This window comes from Streptomyces sp. NPDC008313, assembly GCF_042956125.1.
Taxonomy (GTDB): Bacteria; Actinomycetota; Actinomycetes; order Streptomycetales; family Streptomycetaceae; genus Streptomyces.
In genome coordinates this window covers 232,261-254,702 of sequence record NZ_JBIBFR010000012.1, presented here as the reverse complement: position 1 = coordinate 254,702, position 22,442 = coordinate 232,261, and the positions used below count along the sequence as shown (strand labels likewise).

Below are 22,442 nucleotides of genomic sequence, written 5' to 3'. Positions count from 1 at the left end.
GACGGTGGTGCACGCGCCGAGTGCGCCGGTCAGGCCAGGGCGGGCTGCTGGGCCTGCTCGGTGTGCTGGGCCTGCTGGGCGGTGGCGAGGTCGAGGCGGCCGGGGTGCGGGGTGGCGCGCGGGGCGGTTCCGCGGGCTCCGCCGTCGGGGCCGATCCTTCGGCGGCGGCATGGTTCGCCGGGCTGGGACAGGCACCACTCGCACCGCACGCTCAGGGCATCGGGCAGTCCCTGCGCGACAGCGGCCTCACGGGCTGCGCGGGCGGGTCGGTAGGGCGCGAGGGCTGCTCGGGTGGCGGGCGGTATGCAGGAGCCGATCTCCCGCAGCCGCGCCTCCAGCTTCGGGTCGACTCCGTCGCGACCGCTGGTGATTGCTCGGGCCTGCGCGGGCTGGGCGGTGCCGGCGGCGACGGCGCGGCGGGTGCTGGCCAGCTCTGCGGTCCAGGCGGCCTGGTCGTCCGGGTCGACGGACGGCGTGGGATCGGAGTGCCTCGCCAGGCGGTCGCGCCGGTAGCTCTCCCAGGGGCGGGCCACGTCCGCGGGCAGGATCTGGTACGGCGAGGTGCGGATGTGCTGGCGGGCGGCGACGCGGACGTCCCAGCCGTGCGGGGTGGCCATCGGCACGTCGCCCAACAGCTCGTGCCACTGGGCGAGCTGGTCGCGCGCCTCGCCTTGGTCCGTGCGGATGGTGCGGGGGTCGAGTCGGCCGATGTAGGCCAGCAGGGCTGCGATTTCGCGGCGATCCACGGTCAGCCCTCCGTTCCGGTCGGCTCGTCGAGGGCGGCAAGCAGGGCGGCGGTGTGGGCCTCCGTCCGCGTCATGCCCCCCGGTACGGCCGTGTTCTTGCCGGGCACGGCATAGAGGTTCGGTCGGCTGGGAGCGTGCTCCCGGGCAACCCAGGCGCGCCAGTCGGCAGCCCAGGCTTCTGCCGCCCTCGGAGCATGGCCCGCCCGATGTGCACGCCACTTCGCGTCGGCGGCCCGCAGGCCCTGCTCGCCGAGGCGATCGAGGTGTCCCTGCTGGCGGGCCCAAGTGTGGGTAGCGGAGTCGACCTGCCACTCGGCAGCCGGGAGGACGGCAGCACCACTACTCCTGTACCTCCGGTTCAAATCAGGTTCACTACGGTTCTGTGTGCCGGTAGCCCGTACATCGCTGTGCCGGTGGCCGGTACGTCGCTGTGCCGGTTTCCGCCTCGACCTGCCGGTTTCCGGTACTGCCGGATTCCGGACCCTCGCGGGGGATTCCGGCACCTCACGCGGGCGGATTCCGTACCGCCGCAGAGCCGAGAGCCGAAGCTTCGCGGGGCCCGCGGGCTCGTCTGCTGCTGTGTCGCTGTCTTCCTGCTCCTGCTGCTCTCGCTGGGCCTGGGCGACCACTTCGGCGGCGAGAGGCATGCGGTAGACCGTGCTGCGCTGCGGACCTACGAGGTCATCGAGTTGTTCCAGCTCGCCGGCCAGGAGCAGGCGCTCGACGGCTTCACGCACCGTGGAGACCGAGGCGCGGGTGCGCTTGGCCAGGCTGGACAGCGAGGCCCAGGAGATGCACTGCTCGTCGGCCACCCGGTCGGCGATCGACAGCAGGACCAGGCGCGCGGCCCCTCGGCTGGAGCTGTGCTCCCACACCCACTCGCGGGCTTCGCTGCTCATCGGCCGCTCCAGACGAGCGGGCGGGTCCGGCTGGTCGCCGGGGCCAGGGTGGTGCGGTCCGGCTCGGGGCGCTGAGGCGCCGAGGCGGTGGTGGCTGCCGCGCAGGCCAGGCGGAAGGGCCTTTTACGCAGGGCAGGAGGCATGCGATACTCCCCTTTGCAGTGTTGCCACGCTGACGCGCCCCTCGGAAGGACTCAGCGTGGTGATGGTGGGCACTCTCCGCCCTTGCCGGGGCGGGTATGCCGCTTAGCGTTCGGCGTCCGTGAGTTACCGCTCTCGGGCGCCGTCGCTGTTTGCGGACCTTCGCGGTCCGGTCCGTGCTCGCGGTCTCCTCACGTTCGTCGCCGCAGGCGGGCTGCCCGGGGACGACGAACATACGCACGGACCGGTGTCAAGATCCAGACTTGGTTCTTAAACTCTGTACTGGTTGCAGAGAGTCACCGAATGGTCGTGTGCCGTAGCCGTCCGCACAGGGCCTGGCGGGGCCCGTCCTCGCGTCGAAGCGCACCGTTGCCGCGGTTGCCCCGTGCGCCAAGAGCGTGCCATTGTGCCCGAGTTGGAGCGGGAGTCTGGTATTCCCGGCCGCGGAAAAGCGATGTGGATGAGGAGTTTCCACGGTCGCCTCCGCGCTTTCCGATCGAAGATCAAATACGGCCTGCCAGACGTGACGTATGTGGCTGGGTGAATGTGGCTTGCGCCACGCCGCCCGGCGTACTCCAGTCGGCAGAAACGGACAGGTCGCCCTGAAGCAGGCGGTACGCGTCACACGGAAACGTGCTGGTGAGGAAGAACTTTCCACATGTGTGATCGGTGCGTCAAACTGGTGTTTATGGCGGGGTAGGGTGGCTGACGTTACGACGAACCCGCCCTGGAAAGGATCATGAAAGAGTGGCCGAAGGTCAGGTGAGCCCCAAGGGGCTCATGGATCGCCTAAACCGCCTGTTCGACACTGTGCACCCGCCCGATCGCGGCCCTTACAGCAACGCTGAAGTGGCCGAACTGATGGAGAAGCGAGGGCTGGGCAAGCTGTCGGGGCAGTACCTGTGGCTCTTGCGGACCGGGCAGCGCGATAACCCGACGAAGCGTCATCTCGAAGCGCTCGCAGGGTTCTTCGGCGTGGATCCCGCCTATTGGTTCGACGATGCTGTCGCCGAAAAGACCGTGCAGGAACTTGAGTTGCTCGCGCTGCTTCGCGACGCGAAGATCAAGAACGTTCTTCTTCGTCTATCTGACGTCTCCGCAGACGGAAAGGATGCCGTCCTGGGGATCGTTGAGAGCGTGCGTAAATCCGAGGGGTTGCCGCCCTCAACTGGCGCGTAAACGGCCGCAGTTCAGTAAATGATCAAGGAAAGCAATGTGGTCTGCACGTAGGCTACGCCGGCCTGACCTCTTGGCCGAGCTGAAGCTCCCGCACGTCACCAATATCCGCGACCTCAGCGACGAGGTGTCTCGCCGCACGGGACGGACGGTGGTCCTAGAGCCCCGGGAGCAGGCGCCCTCGGTGTGCGGGGCATGTGCCGTTACAGAGAGTGCCGTCCACGTTTTCTACGACCCGTGGACCAGTGTCCTGCACCAGGACCACATCATCGCCCACGAGTTCAGCCACCTACTGCTCGGCCACCACGAGAACCGACCGGTCTCCGCGCTGGCTCCGGCCTTCATCACCAGCGTGGACCCGGCCACCGTGCAGATGATGTTGGGGCGCACCAAGTACGACGAGGATGAGGAGCGAGACACCGAACTCCTAGCATCGCTGCTCCAGCGCCAGATCATCGACCGGTGGCTGCGCAGCGACGAGTCCTCCGGGGACGAGGTACAGGACCGGGTCACGCACACGCTGCTGCGCCGACGGGAGGCCCGGCCGTGAAGGACCTGCTCCACCCGATCAGCCTCGTCGTCGCGACGCTCGGCTTCCTCTGCCTCCTGCGGGACGTGCCCACCCGGCGCCGCGACCCCGCCTCGGCCGCGCTGGCCGCCGTCTTCCTGCTGTCAGGGCTCTCGTTCCTGTTCTCCATCACGCCGATGTGGAACTACCTCGACCGAGTGCTCGGCACCGTCAACATCTCCGCGCCCCTCGCGCAGGGCTGCGTGGTCGCGCTCCTGGGCTGCCAACAGGTGGTCCTCACCTACTGGGGATCCCCGCCCGAGGTAGCCCGCCGGCGCAGTCGCCGCTGGCTCTGGGCCGGCTTCGCGGTGATCGCCGGGCTGCTGGTGCTGTTCGCCCTGCTGACGCCCAACGCGCCGCACCCGATCGACTTCACGCTCTACTACGCGCACGACGACTGGTACGCCGCGTACCTCACCCTGTACGTCACGGCCTACACCATCGGCGAACTCTTCCTCGCCCGCGCCTGCTGGCGCCTGGCCCGCCGCAGCACTCGCGGGTCCGTCCGCGTCGGCCTGCGCATCGTCGCCCTCGGCGCGACCGTCACCCTCGGATACAGCGCCGTCCGCATCGGCAACGTGATCGCCGGCGCCTTCGACACCTCCCTCGCGGAATGGGAAAGCTTTGCCTGGACCTGCGGCGATGTCGGCGCCATGCTCACGCTGATCGGCTGGCTCGTGCCCACGATCAGCGACCAGGCCCAGAGCGTCCGGTACCGGATCAAGCAGTACCGCAGCTACTACGGCCTGCGCCCCCTATGGCTGGCCTTCTACAGCGAGGCACCTGAGATCGAGCTGCCGATCGACAGGGTCGACCCGGCCCAGCGGCGCCGTTTCCGCCGCATCTCGATCCGGCTCTACCGCCGAGCCGTCGAGATCCGGGACGGTCGGTTCGTGATCCGCCAGTACCTCGATGCCGCCGTCCGCGAGGCCAGCGAAGCCCGTCACCGGGCCCGAGGGCTTCACGGAATGGATCTGTCCGCGGCCGTCACGGCGGACCAGATCCTCGCCGGAATCGCGGCCAGGGCCGCGGGCACCCGCCCGGAGCCCGACCAGCTCACCGAGTTCGCCGACTCCGAACGCCAGACCGCCAGGCCCATGGACGACATCGACGCTCTCCTCGACGTCGCGCGCCACCTGCCCCGCCAGCCCGCACGAGCCCCCCACCTTGAGCGAGTCCCAGCATGACGAACGACCTCACCCACCAGCCCGCTCATGTCCAGCTCCAGGCCCTGGACCGCGGCGAGATCTCCAGCCGCGAACTGCTTGACCTGCACCTCGCCCAGATAGACTCCAGCCAGATCAACGCCGTCGTCACGCGCGACGACAGCGCGGCCCGAGCAGCCGCGCATGCAGCCGACGAACGCCGCGCCCGCAGCGAGAGCACCGGCGTCCTCAACGGCCTTCCCCTCACGATCAAGGACAGCTTCGAGACGGCTGGCCTGCGCACCACCAGCGGCGCCGAAGACCTCGCCGACCACGTTCCCGCACGAGACGCCGACGCGGTCGCACGGCTCCGCCACCAAGGTGCCGTCATCATGGGCAAGACCAACACCCCGGCGTACTGCCAGGACCTGCACACCGACAACGCCCTGTTCGGCCCCACGCTCAACCCGCATGACCTCAAGCACACCACCGGCGGCTCCTCCGGAGGCCCCGCCGCAGCAGTCGCCGCACACCTGACCCCCGCCGACCTCGGCAGCGACCTCGCCGGCTCCCTGCGACTCCCCGCACACTACTGCGGCGTCTACGGCCTGCGCCCCACCCACGGACTCATCCCAGCCCGCGGCCACATCCCCCGACCGCCGGGATGGATCACCAGCAGCGACATGGTCACCCCCGGCCCCCTGGCCCGCCACCCCCGCGACCTCGACCTGCTCCTCGCCGCACTGACGACACCGTCACCCGACGAGAACAACCCCTGGAACGTCACGCTGCCCACGGCGCAGCGCCCGACCGGCCAACTCCGCGTGGCAGTGTGGGCCGACGACGCGAGCTGCCCCGTCGACCGCAACACCGTCGACGCTGTCGCCGCCCTCGAAGGGACACTCGCCTCCGTCGGCGCCAGTGTCCACCGCACTGCGGGGCCGGTCGGCTTCGCGGAATCCCTCCGCCTCTTCGAACAACTCCTCCACGCCACCACGACGGCCGCCACCGACGACGCCGCCGGCGCGGCCGAACTCGCCGCCGCCCGTGACCTGCACACAGACGACGCGAGCCCACGGGCCGCCATCCTCCGCCACCGCACGCAGACACACCGCGCCTGGCTCCGCGCCAACGAGGAGCGCCTCCGGCTCCAGCAGACGTGGCACCGGTTCTTCGCCGACGGCCAGTACGACGTCCTCATTACGCCCGCCGCTCCCACCGCGGCGATCCCGGCCGGGAGCCGTTCTCTCACGGTCGACGGCGTCGAACGGAGCTTCTTCGACCAGACCGGCTGGGCCAACCTCACCAGCCACGTCGGCCTGCCCAGCCTGGTCATGCCTATTGCGCACGGCGCCGACGGCCTCCCGATCGCTGTGCAGCTCGTAGGACCGGCCTATTCGGACCGGACCCTGCTCGTGATGGCCGAGCACCTGGCACCCCTGCTCGGAGGGATGGCCGAGGGCGTCATCGCACCATGGAGCGGATGACCTCTACGTCACCGTTGTAGGTGACTGCGTCTTCATCGGCGGTAGGCGGTTCGAACCGAGCGAAGAAGTCGTCCAAGGCTTCGGGAGTGACGGTCAAGGCATTGGCGTCTCGACGCTGGTTGCGTGCGGCGAGGCGTCGCAGGAGGGCCTCCTTGGACGCTGGCAGGTAGACGAGCAGTGGGCGTCCTCCCACGGCCCGGACGGTCTTCTTCCACTCGTCGCGATCGGAACGACGCCAGAGGCCGTGGTCGAGGACGATGGACCGGCCGGCGCGCAGCAGCTCCGTAAGCTGCGCCCGTACGGTCTCGACCGCGGGTGCCTCGCGCTCGAAATATTCGTGCTTGGGGTAGTCGACGCCGTACCGGCCGTGGAGGCGGTGAACTTCCTCGTCTACGCTGAGACGGACAATGCCCCTCGCGGAGAGGGCCTGTGCAAGGTGCGTCTTGCCGGAGCCGGTGATCCCGATGAGCAGGACGGCGGTCGACTCGCTCACGATGTCGTGCTCCCTCGTGGTGCTCGTACCGGTGGGGTCGTTGGGGGCTTACCCCTGGCTCTAGCGGCAGTGTGCAACAGACGGGCCGGACTGCCACCACGAGCGCATAGGGGCGGATCCGCTGCCCTTGGCGAGGGATCCGTCCGGGTGGCGGTCGGGCAGGCCCAAGAGCTGCTGTTCTATGGAGGTGAGAGCGGTGTCCGCTCGAAGTTCCGTGGCCGGGTCGTCGACGGGGTGGAGCCAGCGATACCCGTACTGGAGCATCAGAGCGATGCGGGGCCGGCCGGAGAGGTTGATGCCTCCGGTGTGCCAGGTCCGGTTCTCGAAGAGAACTGCGTCGGTTCCGGTGATGTCGGGGGTGACGGCGCCGAGTGGGTCGATGGCGCCGGCGGGGACGACGGGCTCGTCGGTAAGGCGGTGGCTGCCGGGGAGGAACATGGTCAGCCCGCAGTCTGGGGTGACGGGGGTGAGGTAGTGGGCGGCTTTGATCGCCATGCGGGGGGTGTGGGGGAAGCCGAGGTCGGCGGTGACGCCGTACATGTCGCGGTGCCAGCCGTGGCGTCCGGGGATGCGGATGGTGCGGGGCGGGCCGCTGGGCAGGGCGATGAGGTGGGCCGACAGCAGGTGGATGTTTGGGCTGAGGAGCTGGACGACGGTGGGCAGGACGGCCGGGTTGGCGAGGAGCGGAAGGAACGCATGGTCGAGGTTGAAGCATCCGCGGAAGCCGTCCTTGCCGTCGCCTCCTCGGTCGCGCCCCTGGGTGATGTCGCTGGCCAGCAGCTTCTCGGCGGCGGTCAGGAGCCGGTCGCGCAGGTCCGGGGTGATCGCGTCGCGGACGACCGCGTAACCGTCGCGTTCGAAGGTGTCGATGGTGCCGGCGTCGGGGGCGACGGGTGGGAGCGGGGTGCTCATGCCGGTATTTCCTTCGGGGTGTTGGTGAGGGTGGTGGCGAGCTGCCACAGGCCGGGGTCGTCGAGGCCGCAGAGCTGGCGGAGGTGGGCCTGGGAGACGGGGCGGCCGGGGTCGCGGTAGCCGAGGACGGTGAGCCGGGGCCCGGGGTGGCGGCGTCCGAGGAGGGTGTGGATGTCGGCCGGGTGCCCGCCGGTGGCCAGGACGATCGGCGCCCGGGTGCCGAAGTGGCGGGCGAACGCGTCCGGGGCGAGGGCGAGGGGGCGGGTGCCGTCCTCGGCGAGGGCCGTGAGGTTGTGGACGTGGACGTACCGCAGGCGCAGGTCCGGGCGTTCGGCGCGCAGCCGCCGGGCGAGGGTGGTCAGGGCCTCGGCGGGCAGGTCGCCGGCGGAGGCGAGGATCAGGTCGGGCTCGCCGGGGCCGGGGTGGGTCAAGTGGGGTCAGATCGCGATGCCGTGCAGCAGTTCCTCGTCGAGGGTGACCACCCGGCTCCCGCTCACGCTCTGGGAAGGACGGGACGCCGAGCAGTTGAGTCATTGGCTCCGAGAGCATCCCGGCACTGAGGTTGTCTGCCGCGACGGCTCGCTCATTTACCGGCAGGGCATCACTGATGGCGCCCCCGAGGCCATACAGGTCAGCGACCGCTTTCACCTCTGGCAGGGCCTGTCCCGGCGCGTCCAGGAGATCGCCTGATCCAGCCCGGTCTTGCGGACCGTCTCCACCAGCAGGATGCCTCCCGCCTGCGAGACCACTGTCCGGCCACCGCCCCCAACGCGGACACGAGGGTAGGAACCGATACGTTTCTTCACCTGGGAATTGCCTCCGACGGTAACAGGAACAAGGACCTCGACAATCCTCATTCTTGCTGGTCAGAGGCGCTTTTCGTTTACCCGACCACCCGTCGGACACCGGGCTTCATGAAAGCGCGAGGTTAGGAGACGCCTGCTCTGTTCTCAATCGCGGCAGCCAGGGCACGCTTACTTGACGCAGTTGGAGGACTCGATACCTGTCCGACGACGTGGTGGAGTTCCGTCACGGATAGGCGTCAGGCGGGAAGGCTGTGCAGTAACTACGACACTGTGTCGGTGGTTCCCTCTACCATGGGGCCATGGCGCAATGCACAGCACCCTCCCGAGGCCACCGCACCTCGAGTGGAGCCGCGAACTGCCCAGCGTGCAGCAACTGGGGAAGGTCGTACTCCCGGTCGTCATACCCGTCGGGCTCCTCGTACAGCAGCGGCGGCGGAGGCCCGTCTTCGTCGTACGGCTCGTCCGGAGGTGGGACCTCGCGTCGCACCAGGTCCGGCAGGACGGTGTCGTACACCCCGACCGAGTGGCAGGCGGTCGAGCCCTACGCCGAGAAGGCTGCGGTACAGGCCCAGACGTACCCGGACAAGCGAGACCTCTTCCTGTGTCACGCCTGGAACGACCGTGAGGGCAGCGCGAAGGAGCTCTACGGCCACCTGAAGACCAGTGGCGCGACGGTGTGGTTCAGCGAGGAAGACATCCCGCTCGGTTCGCTGCAGATGCGCGAGATCGACAAGGGGCTTCGTAACTCCCGCATCGGCATCGTGCTGGTCACGCCATCCCTACTCGAGAGCATCAAGAACGAGGGCATCGCCGAGAAGGAACTCGCCGTCCTGCTCAACACCAATCGCGTCGTGCCCGTGACGCACGGGGTGACCTTCGACGAGCTCTACGACGTCAGCCCCATGCTCGCGTCCCATTCCGGGCTGAGCACAAAGGAATCGTCGCTCGACGCCGTCGCCGCCAAGATCGCTGCTGCTGCCGCCGCGCTTCCCGCTGCCTGACGCTCAGCTCAACCCGCACGAGCAGTCGATGCCGTTGCCGCGAGAGAAGAAAAAGTCGCAGCCGGGGTGGTGCTCACGGTAGGTGCGCTGCACCGGCACCCGGTCAACTACGAACGCGCGTCGTGGTTGTGGTCCGCTGACGATCTCGCGGAGCTGCTGCACCTCGCTCGGCCACAGCCGGTAGCCCGAGCGAGAACGGGCCGGCGGTCTGCTGCTGGACGGCATCGGCACCGTGCTGCGTCCATCGGATGATCGCCCCCAGCAGCGTCGGGCGAGCTTCGGACCTCTGGGCGTCGGTCGTGTCCGCACCAAACAGGCCGGGGGCGATGCGGCGAGCCTGCCCGTTGGCCCCGGCGACCATCAGCGCGACGGACGGGTGCGACCGCACGTCGGCGAGCAGGTCGGTGTCGCGGAGGACATCGTCGTCGGCCATGGTAGCCACCATTCGTTGTTCGTGCCGGAGCAGGGAGCTGAGGAGCACCGCGATGGGTGCGAGGGAGGGGCAACGGCTGGTGCCGTGAATTTCTCCTGTGTGTCTCGTTGCTATGCCGAGAATCAGAGATCTCGTCCCCGTGGGGTCACCCCCCTGGGTCGTCGTCTGCACAACAACCGGACGTCCGGGCCGGGCAGGAGCGGCAGCCCCCACCCGACCCGGTAGCCGGGTGGCTCAGTCGTCCGCGATGGTCAGCTTGACGACTCGGTCGGCGTCCACGATGCGAGCGCCGAACCGGAACGTCCCGCGGACGGCGATGCTGTCGCTGCCGAAGTAGGCGTGCTCGCTCACGGCGAGGACGACCTGCCCCCACGCACCGAGCACGGCGTCCTTGTCCACGATCAGGAACTGACCAGCGGGCATGGCGGGGGTGACTAGCGTCGGGACGCTCAGCACTGTGCGTGCCGAGAATCTCGTCCGCGCAGGTCATCACGCTGGCGGACCACTCGTGCTCCTGCGTCTCGCCTATCTGACCGTGTCGAATGCCTTCGCCGCGCTCGGACAGCTCGATGCCGGTGACGCGGGCTCCGTGAGCCTGGACGAGGTGGACGGCGTGGTGGCCGGCTCCGGACCCGATGTCCAGGACCCGGCGGCCGGCGACGTCACCGAGGACTTCTGCACCCGGTCCGATCCCTTCCCAAGGCGTCCAGCCGAGCCGGTCGGGGATGGGCGGGGTGTAGGAGCGGGCCAGTTGGCGCTGGCCGTAGATCTGCCAGGCCCGGGGGTTGGTGTCCTCGGCGGGCACGGTTGCCTCCTGGGTGGGGGTGTCGGGCATCAGGTGTGCGTGATCAGGTAGGCGGGGCCCTCGCCGCGCCGCGCTCGTTCGATGGCGTCGAGCCGGGCGAAGGCGCGCGGCGCCATCAGCTCCTGCCAGGTGGCGAGGTCGTGGACGGCCCACATGTCGTGCTCTGCGGGATCGAGGCGGATTTGGCCGAGCTGGTCGGCGGTCAGCTGGCCTCCGTCGAAGATGAGCCCCACCTTGTTCAGCGGCAGGCGCGGCCCGGCATGAAGGAAGTGCGTCAGGAGCAGCTTCGGCGTTTTCAGACTGAGTTCGAGGCCCGTCTCCTCGACCGCCTCGCGCCGGGCGGTCTGCAGCGGGTCCTCGCCTGCGGCGTCCAGGTTGCCGCCCGGGAACTGCCAGAGTCTCGAGCCATAGACCGAGCGGAGCTGGACCGGCCGGTCGTGTTCGTCGCGGATGTACAGGCAGCCGTACACCGTGTGGTGGGGGACGGTCTGCGCGTACTGCGTGGGCGTCATCGGCATGGGGCGGCCGGGCCGGGCAGGGCGGTGGTCGAATGCGAGGGCGAGAACGCCGAGCACTTCCTTGGCCGGCGGGTAGATGCTGCGGAGGTTGGCGAGCAGCTCTCCGGGCGGCCCGTCCGGGTCGATGCGCATGGTGTCCTCCGAGCTGAGCAGATCCTCGAAGGAGGGGTATGGGGTGATCCGCTGCACGATGATGTCGAGTTCCCGCCCGGTGTCCCGGTCGTGGAAGACGACTGTGTCGCCGACTGCGACGGCGCGCTTCTGCGATGTGGCCACTCTCACTTCGATCGTCTTCCGGCCTGCTTCCACTTGACGGTAGTACCGCCCGAGCAGGTGCATGTGGTGCTCTTGTGGTTCACCTCCGGTCGCCGGACTCGGGACGGTTGGGATCGCCTGCTGCGTGTCGTCAGGCATACGTGCCTCCGTTCGATGCGTTCTGTCCGTTGCGGTCTTGGGATCGCAACCGGGCCAGGAGGCGGCGGCCACGCTCCCGTGATTTCGGATCGGCGTGGGGGCGAGGAAGTGGACGAGGCTGTCGGCGCGCTAGGGCAGTTCGATCGGTCCGTAACGCGCGTGCGGCTCCTGCCTCATCAGCGCGTCGTACCGGTCGGCAACCGAGAAGTGCCAGAACTCCGTTCCATAGTTGGTAAAACCTGCGTTCTCCATGGCGTTGAGCAGCAGCGTGCGGTGGTAGCGCGCGCGATCGCTGAGGTTCGGGGCGTGAGTGAAGCAGGCCCCGTCGCTCTCCTCGGGGGAGGCATTGACGCGGGTGCCGAGGTCGAGTTCGTGGCCGTCCTGGTCGGCGAGGGTTACGTCCACGGCCGCGCCCGCGGAGTGGGGGGCGATCTCCGGCGGCGACACGTACCGGCTGGCGGCCTGGTGCAGCCGCTCAGCTGTCCAGCCGGGGTGAGCGGCGGCCAGCTCGTTTCGGTACTCGGTGAAGTACCGCTGCTGTAGGGCCAGCGGCCGGTAGCCCTCGATGAACAGCAGGTCGGTGCCAGCGGGCAGGAGCGAGCGGGCGTGCTCCAGCCGGGCTAGGACGCCCTCGCGGACGTGGGCGAACGCGCCCAGCGGATCTTGCCTGCGGGGGTCGACGCGGAAGCTGTGGTCACGCACGTCGACGAGCGGCTCCCCGCACTCGCGCACCGGGATCGCGGCGACCTGCGGATCGGACATCAACACCAGACTGTTCATCGGGTCTCCCTGTGACGGCTTGCACTGTGGCGGCGGAATTGGGGAGGCAGAGGCTAGATCGGTTTCGCGCAGGATTCGCGCGATGGTGTCCTGCAACGTGCTGTCGGCCGGGATCACGGTCTCCAGACCGCCGGGGAGCAGATCCAACTCGCGGTACCAGGAGGCGACATGGTTGTCGGTGACTTGCGCCAGGTACGCGGCATCCGCTTTCGACGCGTGGCGGACGAACGTCGTTTCCAGCGGCACGTCCAGGTAGTAGCAGCAGGAGACGCCGCGGTGCTCCCGTACCAGAGACGTGATCAGGTGGCTGTAGCGATCGGCGTACAGGATCCCTTCGAGTACCACATGAAAGCCGGCGTTCAGTGCGTCGCGTGCGATCCTGCCCAGCAGGGCGATGTTGGCGCCGCGCGCGGTGTCGTGTTCCCTGAGCACGTTCCGGCGGATCACGTCCTGGCCCACGATCGCGATTCCGCGGCCGTAGTGATCTCGCAGCCCCTGGGCCACACTCGACTTGCCTGACGCCGAGTTGCCGCGGATCACCACGAGGCGGGTGTCCTCACGGCCGGCCGCAGTTGCAGTGGACAGGCGACGGTGTGCGCCGCTCGGTGTGCCGGTCATGTGGGCCAGCCCGTCTCGCTGTAGAGCTCCCCGTTCTGGATCTTTCCGATGGCCACCCGGGTGTAGGGGACGAGGTCGTCGGGGAGCGCGGCGGGGTCCCAGAACGTCCACTGGGTGCACTTGTCCGGCTCGCGCAGTTCCGGTTCGCCGCTCCAGGTCCGGGCGCGGAAGAACAGGCCCATGCGGGGCTGGTCCCCGGCCTTGTCGATGTGGTGGACGACGTGGACGAGTTCGACGTCCCGTCGCTCGATGTGCAGGCCGGCTTCCTCTCGGGCCTCCCTGATCAGGCAGGTGATGGCGCTCTCCTGCTCGCAGTGGCCGGCCAGGGCGTGCCAGGTGGACGGCGCGAACGCGGAGTCGGGGTGGCGCAGCCCGAGTAGCACCGTCCCGTCGGGCCGCTCCAGGTAGAGGTGGACGCCGATGACGTTGAGGACCGTGCCGTGCGGCGATGCTGGGCGGCGCTCCTCGTGCGATGAGGGCCCGCTCTGCGGCGCGGTGCCGGCCGGGAGGCTGGCGGCGTGGCGCCGTACGAGGTCGCTGGTGGTGTCTGCGATGCGCAGGCGGTGGAGGTCGTCGGGGGCGAACCAGGCCAGCATCACCCCTTCCGTCAGGCGGAGTTCGCGGGGATCGCCGTTCCAGCGGCCGGCGTAGATGGCGATGGGCACGCTCGCGCCGGCGTCGTCGGAGGCGTACTCGGTGCCGAACGGGGTCAGGTCGGCGATGTCGAGGCCGGCTTCCTCGGCCAGTTCACGCCGCACGGTGTGTTCCAGGGTGGCGTCCTGGGGCTCTCGGCCGCCGCCCAGCAGGGACCACATGCCTGGCTCCCAGATCCGGCCGGGGAAGTAGTCGCGCAGGTGGAGCAGGTACTCGCCGCGGTCGTTGTAGATCAGGGCGGATGCGTTGGCGGTCTGCGGTTCGGTCTCCGGTGTGAGCTTGAGCAGCTTCGCGCGCAGGGAGGGGGAGGTCACCCTGTCCACGGGCCGCCACTCGATGCCGCCGACCTCTTCTTCCTGCAGCACCACCGGCGCCTCGGTCGCGGTGTGCAGGCGGAAGAGAAACCGGAGGTCGAAGTGCTGGTGGCCGGGTTCGCCTTTGCCCGGGTGGGCGTCGATGTCGTGGATGTCGATGTCGAACGGCACGGCCTCGTAGCCGGGCCACGGTGTCACGGCCTGGGGTGGGATCCCGGTCTCCTCGTGCAGCTCCCGCAGCGCCGCTGCTGCCAGGGACTCGTCGACGGGCTCGGTGTGTCCGCCGGGGGCGAGGACCTTCCCGCTCGCCAGGTGCAGCACGTGCAGGACGCGGCCGGGCGGGTCGACGACGATCGCGCCGCAGGTGACGTGTCCGGTGAAGGTGGTCCGGCTGGCGATGTCGGTGGGACGGTCGAGGGCGTCCAGGAGGCCGCCGAGCTGTTCTCGCTCGTGAGGGTGGCGAGCGAGGTAGGTCTCGACGGTGGTGCGGATGTGGTGGTGCGACAGCGGCATGGGGCTACCTCAGAGGTGCGTGGAGCGGGACGAGTCGAGGCGGGGTGGTCGTTCGTGTCAGCTCAGCCGCATCCCCTCCGGCGGGACTTCCTCGATGGCGGCGGCGCGAGCCGTGGGCAGGCGCCACCGCTTCCGGGCTGTCTCCGCGGCGAGCAGGGCTTGCCGCGCTCCGGGCGGGCCCCATCCCAGGAGAGCGGCTGTCTGGGCGGGGGTGGCGAGCAGGCGGGCGAAAGGGCGCCCGGTGGCGGGGTCGGCGGTCGCAGGCCCGATGGCGGTGACCCGGGCGGCCAGGCGGAGCCGGGCGTTGGGCCCCACTCCGCCGTAGACCTCGCCGGTCTCGTCCGGCACCCAGCCCAGTCGTACCGGATCGGCCAGGGTGAGTTGGGCTTCCTCGGCGGCTTCGCGGTGCAGGGTGTCCTCGGGCGTCGTGTCGGTCGTCTCCACGGTGCCGCCGGGCAGCATCGGCAGGGCGCCACGGGAGCCGGGGTCGGCCACGAGGACGACCCGGCCGTCGGGGACGAAGCACCACGCCCAGGCTTGCTGCACGGGGAGCCACTCGGGGACGGGGCCGCGGTTGAGAGGGCTGTCCCACAAAGGCCGGTAGCGGACGTGCACGTCATGGCGGTCCAGCGCCGGGACGTCGAGGATGTGTCGGCCGTCGGCGAGGTGAGCGGTGGCGGTGTTCCCGAGCCGGGCACGGTAGGCGGCGAGCATGATCTGCCCGTCCACAGGGCGCAGCCGCTGTACCGCATCCCGGGTCTCCAGGAAGGCGAACTCGGACAGCTCCTCGCGCGGCAGGCGGATGGCCTCGACTTGGTCGGGGCAGAGGGTTCCCCCATCGAAGACGAACCGGATCTCCCCGGGGAAGGGAGTGCCGGGCTGAATGTCGGGGTGGTGCGGGGAGAGGGAGTGGACGGCAAGTACGCCCACCAGGGGCAGGTTCGCCAGGCCCAGTTCCTCGGTGATCTCGCGGCGGCAAGTGACGTCCGGATGTTCGCCGGGTTCGACGACGCCTCCGGGCAGCAGCCACGAGCCGTCCTCGCGGTAGGTGGGGTGCACCAGCAGGACCCGGCCGACCTCGTCGGTGATGATCGCGGCGGCGCCGAGCCATACTGCGTGCCGGGATGCGGCGTGCTGTCCCGTGAACAGGGCGGCACGCGGTGTGACGTGATCCGAAGGGGAGACGGGAGAGGTCACGTAGCTCTGCCTTCCGAGACGGTGGACGGGCGAGTGCAGCGCGGGCGGGCGAGCGGTGATCAGGAGGCACAGCCGTTCATCGGGCGCTGCAGCTCCCCGGGTTGGTGAGCAGGGCAGCGCTGCTGGGAACGATCGGCCAGTCCACGGTGATGCGGGTGTGCTTCTTGGCGAACACGTGCGGTTCGTGGTCCGTGCCCGCCGGGGTACAGCCGGCTGCCGGGCGGGCGGTGATGAGGGGGCAGCGGGCACCGCGGTGGTTGCGCTGCCAGTGCTCGACCTGCTCGGCCATCTCCTGTGCGGCGACGTGTCCTTGGGCGCCATAGCCGTGGACGACGAACTCGTACAGGCCCTTGCCGTCGTCTCCGTCGCCGATGCGTTCGGTGGCCAGCTGGGCGAGGGAGGCTCCGCGGACGATGGCGGCGCCGGGCCAGTGCTGGGGCGGCGGGTTCAGGACCTGGTTGTCGCCGTTGGGGTCGACCTCCAGGCGGCAGAAGCCGGGCAGGGCGCCGGCGAGGTAGAGGGTGAGGGCGTCGAAGGGTTCCTGACCGCGGACGGTGATGTTGGTGCGTGTCACGGTCGGCTCGCGGGTGACGGCTGAGGCGAGTTGATCAACGGACAGCGGAGTGCCGTCTTCCCAAGACAGGTGGACTCCGGTGCCGGGGACGGTGCGACGGTTCGTCTGCCAGGCGCCGTCGCCCTGCATGGCGACGAAGCCGCAGACGATGAGCGGCTCGTCGCTGTGCAGTGCCCCCTTGTCCCTGGTGAAGCCGATGGCCCAGTGGTAGCCGTGCAGACGCAGCGGTGCGACGAGACGGCCGCCCTCGGCCAGGGCGCCGATCCAGGGCAGGTCCCAGGTGTCGACGGTGACCACGATGGCGTCGAATCCGCCGTCCGGAACCACACCGGCGGGCAGGTGCTCGGCGTCCGCAGTGACCACGCGGACGCGGTCGTACCCGGCCTCGGTGAGGAAGCGGGCGGCCCTCTCGGAGACGGCAGGGTCGATGTCGAGGGTGGTGACGTGCCCGGCCGGGCCGACGAGTTCGGCCATGAGGGCGGCGTTGTAGCCCCCGGAGCCAATCTCCAGGACACGGTGGCCAGGCCGAATGCGAGCGGCTTCGAGCATGTCGGCCTGTAGCCACGGTGCGGAAACGGAGCTGATCACCCGGCCGTCGGGCGCGTGGCGGATGGGGATGATGTCGTTGGCGTACGCCGCTTCCACAGCGACGTCGGGAGCGAAGACGTGCCGGGGCACGTTTCGGAAGGCGCGCTCGACAGCGGCGGTGCGGATGTGGTTGTCGGCGCGGAGTTGCTCGACGAGCTGGTGGCGAAGCTCGCTCACGTCGCTAACTTTCGTAGCCGGTGGAGTCGTCACGGCATTCCTTCCGGGGCTAGTTGGGCGGGTTCGGACGTGGAGCGGAGGGAGCATCGGGAGCGGCCCTGTGTCTCTGCCTGGCAGAACGGTGGCCTCGCACGGGCCGGGTGATCAGGGGGTGTCGCCGCTCATCCGGCGCTGCAGCTCCCACAGGGTCCGGAAGAGACCTGGCTCCTGGGTGAGCTGGGCGTAGGTGCCCTCCTGGACGATCCGCCCTTCGTCCAGGACCACGATCCGGTCGGCGACGGCCACGTTGGTGAGGCGGTGCGTGATCAGCAGGATGGCGCGGTCCTTGGCCAGTTCGCGCAGGCCGGCGAAGATCCGGTGCTCTGCGCGGGCGTCGAGGGCGGCCGTGGGTTCATCCATCACCAGCAGCGCCGCCTGCCGGTGGAACGCGCGAGTGAGGACCAGGCGCTGCCACTGCCCGCCGGAGAGCTGCTGTCCGCCGAACCACTCGCTGGTCAGGAGGGTGTTCAGGCCGGAGCGCAGGCCCGGCAGCATCTCCGCGGCGCCGGACGCCTCGCAGGCGGCTAGCAGGGCCGCGTCGCTGGTGTCGCCCTGCCCGAACGTGATGTTGTCGCGCATCGTCAGCGGCAGGTACGTGAACTTCTGCGGGACCAGCGCGACGTGCTCCCACGACCCCCACGGGTGCAGGTCCGCGGTGGAGGCGTGGTCCCAGGCCACGTCGCCCTCGGTGGGCAGCAGCAGTCCGCACAGCAGGCGCGAGAGGGTTGTCTTGCCGGAGCCGTTCTCCCCGACGAGCGCCACGATCTCCCCGCGTCGCACGTGCAGGGAGACGTTGCTCAGGCTGTCCTTGGGGGCGCCGTCGTAGCGGTAGGTGACGTCGCGGACCTCGAAGCGCTCCGGGGCCGTGGGCACGGGCGCGGTGCCGCGGGAGTCGGTCATGGCCTGGCCGTGAGCGTTGTCGAGGAAGTTCTGCCAGTCCTGTACGTACCAGCCGGTGCGCACCAGGCGGGCCCCGCCGTTGATGATTCCGCGCACTGAGCCGGTGGCGGTCTGGAGAGCGAATACGGCGCCGCCGCCGGCCGCCAGGCTCATCCGCCCGGAGGCCAGGAGCCACAGCAGCGCCGCCCACACTGCGGTCGAGGCGATCCCGCCGGCCACTGCTCCGGCCAGTCCCATCCAGGCACCGGTGTTCGCGGCTTGGCGTTCGGCGGCGTTGACCGAGGCGGCCAGCCGCCGGTACCGGCCGATCAGGAAAGGGCCGGCCAGGCAGGCGCGCATCTCCTCACTGGACTCCTGATAGGCCATGTGCCAGCGCAGCTTGCCCAGCATCCGGCGCCGCCCGGAGGTCTCCAGCCCGGCGAGGTAGATCACGCGGGCGGAGCGGACGTAGGCGGCGGCCTGCGGCAGGCAGGCGAGGAAGAGAAGGGGAAGAAGCAGGGGGTGCAGGACGGTCAGGACGGTGGCGCCTGCCGCGAGCGTGGCGGTGGCCGCGAGGACGTCCTGCGCTTCTTCGACGAGGTCGGGGGTGACCTGGGCGCCGCGGTCGGCGATGTCGTAGGCGTCGTTGTAGCCGGGCTTGTTGTTGGCGGCCAATTCCGCGCCGAGCGCGGCCTCGATCATCGTCAGCTCCGCTGCCCGGCCGAGCACCGGGCGCAGACGGCCGGTCAGCCAGACGACGGTGATGCCCAGCAGGGTGCGCAGGCCGGTGGCGGCGGCGATCACGGCCAGCTGCGGGGCGGCGTCCCACAGCCGCTCAGTGATGTCGCCCGAGGAGATCAGCGCGGTGATCGTGCCCGTGACGGCCAGGAGGCTGAGGGCAGCGAGGAGGCCGGTCCCGATCTGGCACACCAGCAGGCCGATGGTCGCGCCGCGGTCCACGCGCCAGGCCATCTGCACCGAGCGCCGCACGAGCGAGGGAAGGCGCCGCGCCATGGTGCGGGAGGTCAGCAGGGAGCCGGCCTGGAGCCTCGACTCGTCGCGGTAGAGGTATTCCTCCTCTCGAACACCGGCCTCCTGCGGTTCGTCGTCCGCCACGGTCTTCTTGGGCGGTTGCGGCGGCTGGTCCTGCGTAATGGCCGAGGTCATCGTTCCCCCTAGGACGGTCGCTGCGGCAGAGTCGTGAGGTCTAACGACACGGCTGCGATATCGAACACACGTCATTCGGTCGTGCTGGGGAGCCCGCCATGTCCTGCGTCAGGGATCCCCGCGGGCGCGGGATCCCTGGCCTGGCTTGGAGCGGCTGCGGGCAGGAAATGGCCGAAAGTCGACACCGCCAAACAGCGTGGGCAGCACGGCGGGGCATCCCGGGCCGTCCCCTCTTAGCCGGGATCTGGCTCGGCCTGCAGCAGCCTTTCCAGTTCTGTCTCGGCGTGGCCGACCGCGCCCGTCAGAGCCTCATGGTGGTGGGCGGACAGGACGCCGGATCCCAGTCCGGCCGCGGCGATCACCGCGTTGAGCGCGTCTATCGCCCCGTCGTCCAGGGCGGACGCGGCGACGGGGTGGTGCAGTGCGTCTCGTGCGGCGTAGGCGTCGAGGCGGGCGACGCTGACGAGGGAGTCGAGTAGGCGGGCGGCATGTCGTCCGGTGCGGTCCAGTTCCAGGGCTGACAGGCCCGTCCGGGTCTGGAAGGCGGCGGTCGGCGGATCGGGGTGGGCAAGGAGCTGGACGGCCTCATCAAGGGTGCGGTCGAGGTCGGGTTCAGGGACGGGGGTGTCTACGGGCCGGCAGTGGGCGTGCAGGAGGAGGGCGATGGCTCTCTCCCAGGGCTCCGTGGGCTGGGTGCTGTCGATCAGGTCGCGGGCCTGTTGGTTCAGGCCCTGCTCCATCAGGGCCATGATCTTGATCTGGCGGCCGTCGAGGAGCCGGTTGCCGATGCCGCGGTGCTGGGTCATGGCGTCGGCGGCCTCGGTCCACCGGCCGATGCGGGCGAGGGCGCGGGCGCCGTCCACGAGGAGGGTGACGTACAGCTCCTGGCACACCGTGCGGTGATCCTCGTCCGTGCCGGTCAGGGGCGAGAGGTCGACGGTGCGGCCGTCGATCTCGGTCTTCTCCCGCTGCCGCGCGGCGTGGTTGAGGCGGACCAGCAGGTCGTAGGCGGCCTCGCCCTGGCCGTCGCGAGTCAGCAGCCGGGAGAGGTTGACCAGCGGCATCAGCGACATGACGGCGATCGGTCCACTCAGGCGTCCGGCGTCGGCGCAGACCTGGTGCTGGCGCCAGCACAGGTCGGCGGCCAGGTCGGGCAGGCCGACGTCGGAGGCGATGAGCGCGGCGTAGTTGAGGACCCCGCAGGCGCGGGCCACCAGGTCGTGGTGGCTCGCACCTGCGGGCGCGACGGTCAGCCCGGTGAGGTGGTTGATGCGCTCCTCCAAGGGGAGCGCGGGCGCCTTGGTGCGGCGGACCAGGGGGATGCGGCTGGCTATCGCGGGGATCATCGGCTCAGCCCTTGCGCGCCCAGTCGATGACGAGTCGGCTGTAGGGCTTGTCGACGAGGAAGCGGGCGTCGTCCGCCGTCAGCCGGTCACGCGAGTCCGCGACGGCCATCCGGAAGCCCGGCTCGGGGGCGTCGTTGCCGCCGGTCGCGTCCCAGGCGCGGATCTCGCTCACGACGCGCTCGGCGAGGTCGGCGCTGCCCTCGCCGTGGCCGATCACGCCGACTTCCCAGTACCGGCCCTGCTCGTCCTCGCCCTCCCGGATGGTCAGGTATGCCAGCGACCCGCCGTCGAGGGCGGCCATGGAGCCCCACCCGAAGTGCGGGGTGAACCCGGGGCGCTGGCCCGGCAGCCGGGACAGGCCGTTGGGCAGCACGCAGGCCAGGTACAGGTACAGCCACTCCCAGGCTGAGCCCTGCCGGAACTTCACCCCGGTGTAGAGCTTGGTCTGCTGCTGGTCGAGGACGGAGCGCAGCGCGTCGCGGTCGACGTCCTGCTCGCTGAACGTCTCCAGGCGCACGTTGCCCTCGCCTGCCATCGGTACGAGGGTGTACACGTCGTCGCAGACGCCCTTGCGCAGCGGGATGAAGGTGGCCATCTCGCAGGAGACGGTCTTCCACGTGTCGCCGTCGCGTTCGAAGGCGAAGGATCGGGAGATGCTGCCGCGGATGCGCATCGGCAGGACCAGGCGTCCGCCGGGGGCGAGCTGGTCGAGGATCTTCACGGGTACGTCGCCGGCGCCGACGGTGAAGATGATCCGGTCATAGGGGGCGTGCTCGGGCAGCCCGGCCGCACCGTCGGCCATCACCGCGGTGGCGTTGTCGACGCCGGCCTCGGCGAGGTGCTTGCTCGCGCCGGAGACGAGGTCCTGGTCGACGTCGAGGGTCCACACCTGCCCGCCGGGGGAGACGATCTTGCCGAGAAGGGCGGCGTTGTAGCCGGTGGCGGCTCCAGCCTCCAGGACCTTGTGACCGGGCTGGGCGCCGAGCTGTTCGAGCTGGGTGGCGACGATGGACGGCGCGGAGATGCAGGAGATCATCTCCCCGTGCTCGTCGTGCTTGATCGGGACGGCGTCCTCCTTGTACGCGCTCTCCAGGTCGACGCCGGGCAGGAAGGCGTGCCGGTCGGTGGTGCGGAAGGCGTCGATGGCCGCCTTGCTGCGCAGGTGGCCGCTGTCGACGAGCCGCTGGGCGAGGGCTTCGCGCAGCTGGTTGGGGTCGGTTACGGGTGTCACGATGGTCTCCATTCGAGGGAGGCTAGGGTCCGCTGAGGCGGACTTGGGGGTAGACACGTCAGCTCCTTCTCCGGTGGAGAAAGCGACGTGACGGCCGAGCCACGCGGTGGCGGCCTGCGCGTCGGCAGGCACGCCCGCACGGTTGAACGCGAAGATCGCGTGATGGGCGATGACGGCCCGGATTCCGCGTATCAGTCGGCCGTCGGCGGCGAGTCGGCGCAGGCGGCGGCCGGCGTCCTCGAACTCGGCGACGCGCTCGACCCAGCCCGCTTCCGCGTCTGGGCGCAGGGCCGCGTCCGCGTTCATCAGCCGCCGCATCGCGGAGACGGCTCTGTCCAGGGCGGGCCCCTGGGGCGGGGTGACGGGGGGCCGCAGGGCGGCCCACCGGGCCCATACGTCTCCGGCTTCGAAGGGGTCCAGTCCCGCCGCGCGGATCATGGCGGACAGCAGCATCACGCTGCGCTCGCGGGCGCCGGGGGTGCCGGTCTCGGCGAGCGCGGCCGGGCTGTCGGCGCAGAACACGTCGTGCGCGACCTCCATGCCCTCGGGGCCGCCGAAGGCGTGCGTCTCCGGCTCGTAGATCCCGCCCACCCAGCCGGTGATCACGCGGTCGGCGACGAGCTGGTCCAGCAAGTCGGCGACGGGCTGTTCGGTACGCAGGCGCACGCCGGCGTCCTTGCGCAGGAAGTGGAAGCGGCGGTCGCCCAGCGCGGTCGCCAGGGCCTGGGCGGCGTCCGCGTGCGGGTCAGGAAAGGCCACGGAGGCGTGCCACCAGGACGTGTCCGGGGGGACGGGCAGGTTCTCTTCGTCGAGGGTCATGA

The 22,442-nt window shown here is 70.1% G+C and carries 22 protein-coding genes; 6 read left to right on the top strand and 16 right to left on the bottom strand.

Annotated elements, in window-relative coordinates; all coding sequences use genetic code 11:
- Positions 1-29 precede the first annotated feature (29 nt).
- Genes ACFY93_RS18605 through ACFY93_RS18595 form a run of 3 tightly spaced genes read right to left on the bottom strand, consistent with a single transcriptional unit; the run spans position 30 to position 1,788 of the window.
- Positions 30-746, bottom strand: coding sequence for a hypothetical protein (locus ACFY93_RS18605; protein ID WP_391359891.1), 717 nt, complete (start codon positions 744-746; stop codon positions 30-32).
- Positions 747-748: 2 nt separating this feature from the next.
- The gene (locus ACFY93_RS18600) at positions 749-1,645 is read right to left on the bottom strand and encodes a helix-turn-helix domain-containing protein (protein WP_391359890.1); all 897 of its coding nucleotides are present in this window, start codon (positions 1,643-1,645) and stop codon (positions 749-751) included.
- A complete protein-coding gene (locus ACFY93_RS18595; protein WP_355979942.1) occupies positions 1,642-1,788 on the bottom strand; it encodes a hypothetical protein in 147 nt (48 codons plus the stop codon). Before ACFY93_RS18595 ends, ACFY93_RS18600 begins: the two co-directional genes overlap by 4 nt.
- Positions 1,789-2,533: 745 nt before the next feature.
- Here ACFY93_RS18595 and ACFY93_RS18590 point away from each other — a divergent pair.
- From ACFY93_RS18590 to ACFY93_RS18575, 4 genes are all read left to right on the top strand, one after another.
- A complete protein-coding gene (locus ACFY93_RS18590; protein WP_245237322.1) occupies positions 2,534-2,965 on the top strand; it encodes an XRE family transcriptional regulator in 432 nt (143 codons plus the stop codon).
- A gap of 70 nt (positions 2,966-3,035) precedes the next feature.
- Positions 3,036-3,512, top strand: coding sequence for a hypothetical protein (locus ACFY93_RS18585; protein ID WP_391359888.1), 477 nt, complete (start codon positions 3,036-3,038; stop codon positions 3,510-3,512).
- Positions 3,509-4,717: an MAB_1171c family putative transporter gene (locus ACFY93_RS18580; protein ID WP_391359886.1), complete on the top strand. Its 1,209-nt coding sequence runs from the start codon at positions 3,509-3,511 to the stop codon at positions 4,715-4,717. The genes ACFY93_RS18585 and ACFY93_RS18580 overlap by 4 nt, the downstream gene beginning before the upstream one ends.
- Positions 4,714-6,162 (top strand): amidase family protein, encoded by a 1,449-nt coding sequence (locus ACFY93_RS18575; protein ID WP_391359885.1) that lies wholly within the window; start codon positions 4,714-4,716, stop codon positions 6,160-6,162. The genes ACFY93_RS18580 and ACFY93_RS18575 overlap by 4 nt, the downstream gene beginning before the upstream one ends.
- On the opposite strand, the gene ACFY93_RS18570 is transcribed toward ACFY93_RS18575, so the two are convergent.
- The 3 genes from ACFY93_RS18570 to ACFY93_RS18560 are packed head-to-tail and all read right to left on the bottom strand — an operon-like array spanning position 6,140 to position 7,998.
- Positions 6,140-6,655, bottom strand: coding sequence for an AAA family ATPase (locus ACFY93_RS18570; protein ID WP_391359882.1), 516 nt, complete (start codon positions 6,653-6,655; stop codon positions 6,140-6,142). The two genes, ACFY93_RS18575 and ACFY93_RS18570, sit on opposite strands and share 23 nt — an antisense overlap.
- Positions 6,656-6,715: 60 nt before the next feature.
- Positions 6,716-7,567: a phytanoyl-CoA dioxygenase family protein gene (locus ACFY93_RS18565; RefSeq protein WP_391359879.1), complete on the bottom strand. Its 852-nt coding sequence runs from the start codon at positions 7,565-7,567 to the stop codon at positions 6,716-6,718.
- Positions 7,564-7,998 (bottom strand): hypothetical protein, encoded by a 435-nt coding sequence (locus ACFY93_RS18560; protein ID WP_391359877.1) that lies wholly within the window; start codon positions 7,996-7,998, stop codon positions 7,564-7,566. The genes ACFY93_RS18565 and ACFY93_RS18560 overlap by 4 nt, the downstream gene beginning before the upstream one ends.
- A 16-nt stretch (positions 7,999-8,014) precedes the next feature.
- On the opposite strand from ACFY93_RS18560, the gene ACFY93_RS18555 reads away from it, so the two are divergent.
- Both ACFY93_RS18555 and ACFY93_RS18550 read left to right on the top strand, forming a co-directional pair.
- Positions 8,015-8,257, top strand: a complete 243-nt coding sequence (locus ACFY93_RS18555) for a transposase (RefSeq protein ID WP_391215372.1) — start codon at positions 8,015-8,017, stop codon at positions 8,255-8,257.
- Between the two features lie 619 nt (positions 8,258-8,876).
- Positions 8,877-9,374 carry a toll/interleukin-1 receptor domain-containing protein gene (locus ACFY93_RS18550; protein WP_061334398.1) on the top strand — a complete coding sequence of 166 codons (498 nt, stop codon included), beginning with the start codon at positions 8,877-8,879 and terminating at the stop codon, positions 9,372-9,374.
- Between the two features lie 103 nt (positions 9,375-9,477).
- Here ACFY93_RS18550 and ACFY93_RS18545 read toward each other — a convergent pair whose 3' ends face one another.
- From ACFY93_RS18545 to fxlM (ACFY93_RS18500), 10 genes are all read right to left on the bottom strand, one after another.
- On the bottom strand, positions 9,478-9,807 hold the full coding sequence (locus tag ACFY93_RS18545; RefSeq protein ID WP_391359873.1) for a hypothetical protein: 330 nt from the start codon (positions 9,805-9,807) through the stop codon (positions 9,478-9,480).
- 234 nt (positions 9,808-10,041) lie between these two features.
- On the bottom strand, positions 10,042-10,230 hold the full coding sequence (locus tag ACFY93_RS18540) for a hypothetical protein (protein ID WP_391215375.1): 189 nt from the start codon (positions 10,228-10,230) through the stop codon (positions 10,042-10,044).
- Between the two features lie 411 nt (positions 10,231-10,641).
- A complete protein-coding gene (locus ACFY93_RS18535) occupies positions 10,642-11,406 on the bottom strand; it encodes an NUDIX domain-containing protein (RefSeq protein WP_391359870.1) in 765 nt (254 codons plus the stop codon).
- A gap of 267 nt (positions 11,407-11,673) precedes the next feature.
- A complete protein-coding gene (locus ACFY93_RS18530; protein ID WP_391359867.1) occupies positions 11,674-12,942 on the bottom strand; it encodes a M15 family metallopeptidase in 1,269 nt (422 codons plus the stop codon).
- Entirely contained in the window at positions 12,939-14,423 is a 1,485-nt protein-coding gene (locus ACFY93_RS18525) for an NUDIX domain-containing protein (RefSeq protein ID WP_391359865.1), read from the bottom strand. The genes ACFY93_RS18530 and ACFY93_RS18525 overlap by 4 nt, the downstream gene beginning before the upstream one ends.
- 57 nt (positions 14,424-14,480) lie before the next feature.
- Complete coding sequence (locus tag ACFY93_RS18520; RefSeq protein ID WP_391359862.1) at positions 14,481-15,620, bottom strand: NUDIX domain-containing protein; 1,140 nt, start codon at positions 15,618-15,620, stop codon at positions 14,481-14,483.
- 76 nt (positions 15,621-15,696) lie between these two features.
- Positions 15,697-16,959 (bottom strand): methyltransferase, FxLD system, encoded by a 1,263-nt coding sequence (gene fxlM / locus ACFY93_RS18515; protein ID WP_391359859.1) that lies wholly within the window; start codon positions 16,957-16,959, stop codon positions 15,697-15,699.
- Positions 16,960-17,103: 144 nt separating this feature from the next.
- The gene (locus ACFY93_RS18510) at positions 17,104-19,044 is read right to left on the bottom strand and encodes an ATP-binding cassette domain-containing protein (protein ID WP_391359856.1); all 1,941 of its coding nucleotides are present in this window, start codon (positions 19,042-19,044) and stop codon (positions 17,104-17,106) included.
- Positions 19,045-19,277: 233 nt separating this feature from the next.
- The gene (locus tag ACFY93_RS18505) at positions 19,278-20,390 is read right to left on the bottom strand and encodes a hypothetical protein (RefSeq protein ID WP_391359854.1); all 1,113 of its coding nucleotides are present in this window, start codon (positions 20,388-20,390) and stop codon (positions 19,278-19,280) included.
- A 4-nt stretch (positions 20,391-20,394) separates the two neighbouring features.
- A complete protein-coding gene (fxlM, locus tag ACFY93_RS18500) occupies positions 20,395-22,440 on the bottom strand; it encodes a methyltransferase, FxLD system (protein ID WP_391359852.1) in 2,046 nt (681 codons plus the stop codon).
- Positions 22,441-22,442 lie beyond the last annotated feature (2 nt).

What these genes read in the sequence shown, in the direction of transcription:
- ACFY93_RS18545 (WP_391359873.1), bottom strand. Translation starts at nt 9,807, where the DNA reads ATGGCCGACGACGATGTCCTCCGCGACACCGACCTGCTCGCCGACGTG.
- ACFY93_RS18540 (WP_391215375.1), bottom strand. Translation starts at nt 10,230, where the DNA reads ATGCCCGCTGGTCAGTTCCTGATCGTGGACAAGGACGCCGTGCTCGGT.
- ACFY93_RS18555 (WP_391215372.1), top strand. Translation starts at nt 8,015, where the DNA reads ATGCCGTGCAGCAGTTCCTCGTCGAGGGTGACCACCCGGCTCCCGCTC.
- ACFY93_RS18530 (WP_391359867.1), bottom strand. Translation starts at nt 12,942, where the DNA reads ATGACCGGCACACCGAGCGGCGCACACCGTCGCCTGTCCACTGCAACT.
- ACFY93_RS18510 (WP_391359856.1), bottom strand. Translation starts at nt 19,044, where the DNA reads ATGACCTCGGCCATTACGCAGGACCAGCCGCCGCAACCGCCCAAGAAG.
- fxlM (WP_391359852.1), bottom strand. Translation starts at nt 22,440, where the DNA reads ATGACCCTCGACGAAGAGAACCTGCCCGTCCCCCCGGACACGTCCTGG.
- ACFY93_RS18600 (WP_391359890.1), bottom strand. Translation starts at nt 1,645, where the DNA reads ATGAGCAGCGAAGCCCGCGAGTGGGTGTGGGAGCACAGCTCCAGCCGA.
- ACFY93_RS18565 (WP_391359879.1), bottom strand. Translation starts at nt 7,567, where the DNA reads ATGAGCACCCCGCTCCCACCCGTCGCCCCCGACGCCGGCACCATCGAC.
- ACFY93_RS18505 (WP_391359854.1), bottom strand. Translation starts at nt 20,390, where the DNA reads ATGATCCCCGCGATAGCCAGCCGCATCCCCCTGGTCCGCCGCACCAAG.
- ACFY93_RS18525 (WP_391359865.1), bottom strand. Translation starts at nt 14,423, where the DNA reads ATGCCGCTGTCGCACCACCACATCCGCACCACCGTCGAGACCTACCTC.
- ACFY93_RS18575 (WP_391359885.1), top strand. Translation starts at nt 4,714, where the DNA reads ATGACGAACGACCTCACCCACCAGCCCGCTCATGTCCAGCTCCAGGCC.
- ACFY93_RS18595 (WP_355979942.1), bottom strand. Translation starts at nt 1,788, where the DNA reads ATGCCTCCTGCCCTGCGTAAAAGGCCCTTCCGCCTGGCCTGCGCGGCA.